Genomic DNA, 3,884 nt, shown 5'->3' with positions numbered 1-3,884 from the left:
CGCGGAGGTCAGGCGTTGCGGGAGGCGGCTCTTTCGAAGGCGTCCAGCAAGGGTTGCAGGCGGGCGCCGCGAGTCTTGAGCGCGGCCTGGTTGACGATCAGGCGCGATGAAATCGGCATGACGTCTTCGACCGCGACCAGGTCGTTGGCGCGCAGCGTGCCACCGGTGGACACCAGGTCCACGATGCAGTCGGCCAGGCCGACCAGCGGCGCCAATTCCATCGAACCATACAGCTTGATGATGTCCACGTACACACCCTTGGCCGCGAAGTGTTCACGGGCTGAGTGCACGTATTTGGTGGCGACGCGCAGACGCGCGCCCTGGTGCACCGCGCCTTCGTAGTCAAAGCCGTTGCGCACGGCCACGGCCAGGCGGCACTTGGCGATGTTCAGGTCGATGGGTTGGTACAGGCCACCGGGCTGTTCCTTGGCGTGCTCGATCAGCACGTCCTTGCCCGCGATGCCCAGGTCCGCCGCGCCGTACTGCACGTAGGTGGGCACGTCCGAGGCGCGCACGATGATCAGGCGCAGGCCGGGGTCGCTGGTGGGCAAAATCAGCTTGCGCGAGCTTTCCGGGCTTTCCGTGACTTCGATGCCGGCTTCGGCCAGCAACGGCATGGTTTCTTCAAAAATCCGGCCCTTGGACAGCGCCAGGGTCAGGGGCTTCATCGTGGCATTGTTCATTGCCGAGCCGCCTCAAAATGAACGGACCCACCCGGGGGGCAGCAAGCCGAAGGCGCAGCGTGGGGGCGATTAAATTTCATGCCTGTTCCTTGCCGGTAACGCGTTGGATATTCGCGCCCAGGGCGCGTAGTTTCACTTCCATCTGGTCGTAGCCACGATCCAGGTGATAGATGCGGTCCACCAGCGTGTCGCCGTCGGCCGCCAGGCCGGCGATGACCAGGCTGGCGGACGCGCGCAGGTCGGTGGCCATGACGGTGGCGCCCGACAGGCGCTGCACGCCGCGGACCACGGCGGTGTGGCCGTCGATGTCGATGTCGGCGCCCATGCGGCGCAATTCCTGCACGTGCATGTAGCGGTTCTCGAAGATGGTCTCGACGATGACCGAGGTGCCGTCCGCCACGGCGTTCAGCGCCATGAGCTGGGCCTGCATGTCGGTGGCGAAGCCGGGGTATTCGTGCGTGCGAAAACCCACGGCCTTGGGGCGCGCGGACATCGCGCCGCGTATCCAGTCGGGGCCGGTTTCGATCGTCAGGCCGGCTTCGGTCAGCTTGTCCAGCGTGGCGCCCAGGATGGCGGGGTCGGTGTTCTTCAGCAGGATGTCGCCGCCGGCCGCGCCCACGGCGCACAGGAAGGTGCCGGCTTCGATGCGGTCGGAAATGACGCGGTGTTCGGCGCCGTGCAGCCGTTCAACGCCGTCGATCACGATGCGACCGGTGCCATGCCCCTGGATGCGCGCGCCCATCTTGATGAGCAGTTCGGCCAGGTCCACGATTTCCGGTTCGCAGGCGCCGTTTTCAAGCACGGTCTGGCCGTCGGCCAGCACGGCGGCCATCAGCAGGTTTTCGGTGCCGGTGACGGTGACCATGTCGGTGCGCACGGAGGCGCCCTTCAGGCGCTTGGCCCGCGCCACCACAAAGCCGTGTTCAATGCTGATCTGCGCGCCCAGCGCGGCCAGGCCCTTGATGTGCTGGTCGACGGGGCGCTGGCCGATGGTGCAGCCGCCGGGCAGGCTGACGCGCGCCTCGCCAAAGCGTGCCAGCAGCGGGCCCAGCACCAGGATCGATGCGCGCATCGTCTTGACCAGTTCGTAGGGCGCTTCCAGGCTGTCGACGCGGTTGGCCTGCAAGGTGACGACGCCGTCGGCGCCGCGCTGCGCCTGCACGCCCATGCGCGCCAGCAGGCGCAGCATCGTGGCGGTGTCGTTCAGGTGCGGCACGTTGGTCAGCGTCAGCGCGTCGGCCGTCAACAGGCTGGCGCACAGGATCGGCAGCGCGGAATTCTTGGCGCCGGATATCGAGACCTCGCCGTGTAACGGCGAGCCGCCGGTGATGCGCAATTTATCCATTACTTGCCTGCTTGCTGGTATTCGTCAGGTGTCAGCGTGCGCATCGACAGCGCGTGGATCTCGGCCTTCATGCGGTCGCCCAGCGCGGCATAAACCATTTGATGACGCTGGATCAGGCGTTTGCCTTCAAAGGCCGCGCTGACGATGACGGCGTCGAAGTGCGAGCCGTCGCCTTGCACGTCAAGATGTTCACAGGACAGGCCGTCCGCGATGTATTGGCGGACTTGCGCGGGAGTGGGAAGCATGGACGTCAGTTCCTGAGTTTGTAGCCGCTGGCCAGAAGCCGCAGCGCGTAAAGCGAGAGTGCCAGGAATACCCCCGTCACCACCGCCAGGCTGCGCCAGGGCGAGACGTCCGACACCGAGAAGAATCCGTAGCGGAAGCCGTCGATGGCGTAGAAGATGGGGTTCCAGTGGGACACGGCCTGCCAGAAAGGCGGCAGGGTGTGTATGGAATAGAACACGCCGGACAGGAACGTCGCGGGCATGATCAGAAAGTTCTGGAAGGCGGCCAGCTGGTCGAACTTTTCGGACCACAGGCCCGCCACCACGCCCAGCACGGCCATGATGCCGCAGGACAGCACCGCGAACACCAGCAGCCACAGCGGGTTGGCCGGCACCAGCGACACAAAGCACAGCGCGACGAACCACACGAACACGCCCACGGTCAGGCCGCGCACCACGGCCGCCAGCACGAACGCGCCGAAGATGTCACGGTGCGACAGCGGCGGCAGCAGCATGAACACCAGGTTGCCCGTGATGCGGCTTTGGATCAGCGACGAAGATGGGTTGGCAAACGCGTTCTGCAACATGCTCATCATCATCAGGCCGGGAATCAGGAACGCGGTGTACGGCACGGTGCCATACACCATCAGGCGCCCTTCCAGCACGTGCGCGAAGACCAGCAGGTACAGCAGTGCCGTGATGACGGGCGCGGCAATGGTCTGGAAACCCACCTTCCAGAAGCGCAGCAATTCCTTGCGCAGCAGGGTCGGAAAGCCGGAGCCCGCGTCCAGGCGGGGCTGCACCAGCGGCTGGCTGGCGGTCGCGTTGGGCTGCGTCATGACGAGATCTCTTCGGGTTGCAGGGCGGGCGCGGCGGGTTCATCACCCTGGTGCATGATGCGCACGAACGCGTCTTCCAGGTCGACGCCGCCCACGCGCGCCATCAGCGCCTGCGTGGTGTCCAGCGCCACGATGCGGCCGCGCTTGAGCATGGCGATGCGGCCGCACAGGGCTTCCGCTTCTTCCAGGTAGTGCGTGGTCAGCATGATGGTGTGGCCAGCCTTGTTCAGGCGCGAGATGAACTCCCACAGCGTGCGGCGCAGGTCAACGTCAACGCCGGCGGTGGGTTCGTCCAGCACGATGACCGGCGGCCTGTGCACCAGGGCCTGCGCCACCAGCACGCGGCGCTTCATGCCGCCCGACAGCGCGCGCATGTTGTTGTCGGCCTTGTCGGCCAGGCCCAGGTTGAACAGAATTTCGTCGATCCAGTCGTCGTTGTTGCGCAGGCCGAAGTAGCCGGACTGGATGCGCAGCGTTTCGCGCACCGTGAAGAACGGGTCGTAAACCAGCTCTTGCGGCACCACGCCCAGCGAACGCCGCGCCGACTTGTAGTCGGCGACGACGTCGTACCCACAGACGCTGGCGCGCCCCGACGTGGCATGCGCCAGGCCGGCAAGAATGGAAATCAACGAGGTCTTGCCCGCGCCGTTCGGCCCGAGCAGGCCGAAGAATTCGCCGTGCTCGATATTCAGGCTGACATTGTCCAGCGCTTGAAAGCCGGCGGCGGGGGTGCGCCCAAGCAACTTCTGCCAGCCGCGCACACGCGGCGAGTAGATCTTGGAGACGTTTTCTA

Annotated in this window: 5 protein-coding genes; all 5 read right to left on the bottom strand. The window is 65.7% G+C overall.

Going from position 1 to position 3,884, the window contains the following annotated elements:
* Positions 1-8: 8 nt before the first annotated feature.
* Positions 9-683: an ATP phosphoribosyltransferase gene (hisG, locus tag ACNPP0_RS22055; protein WP_046805268.1), complete on the bottom strand. Its 675-nt coding sequence runs from the start codon at positions 681-683 to the stop codon at positions 9-11.
* Between the two features lie 76 nt (positions 684-759).
* Entirely contained in the window at positions 760-2,028 is a 1,269-nt protein-coding gene (murA, locus tag ACNPP0_RS22050; protein ID WP_448707006.1) for a UDP-N-acetylglucosamine 1-carboxyvinyltransferase, read from the bottom strand.
* Positions 2,028-2,273: a BolA family protein gene (locus ACNPP0_RS22045; protein WP_046805270.1), complete on the bottom strand. Its 246-nt coding sequence runs from the start codon at positions 2,271-2,273 to the stop codon at positions 2,028-2,030. The genes murA and ACNPP0_RS22045 overlap by 1 nt, the downstream gene beginning before the upstream one ends.
* Before the next feature lie 5 nt (positions 2,274-2,278).
* Complete coding sequence (locus tag ACNPP0_RS22040; protein WP_332609054.1) at positions 2,279-3,091, bottom strand: ABC transporter permease; 813 nt, start codon at positions 3,089-3,091, stop codon at positions 2,279-2,281.
* Positions 3,088-3,884 (bottom strand): ABC transporter ATP-binding protein (locus tag ACNPP0_RS22035; protein WP_448707005.1); only part of this gene is annotated, 797 nt, incomplete at its 5' end. The genes ACNPP0_RS22035 and ACNPP0_RS22040, both read right to left, overlap by 4 nt.

The sequence above is a fragment of the Achromobacter semiaridum genome (assembly GCF_053543755.1).
Note: the sequence above shows the minus strand (reverse complement) of the source record. Positions and strands in the feature narration are given on the sequence as shown.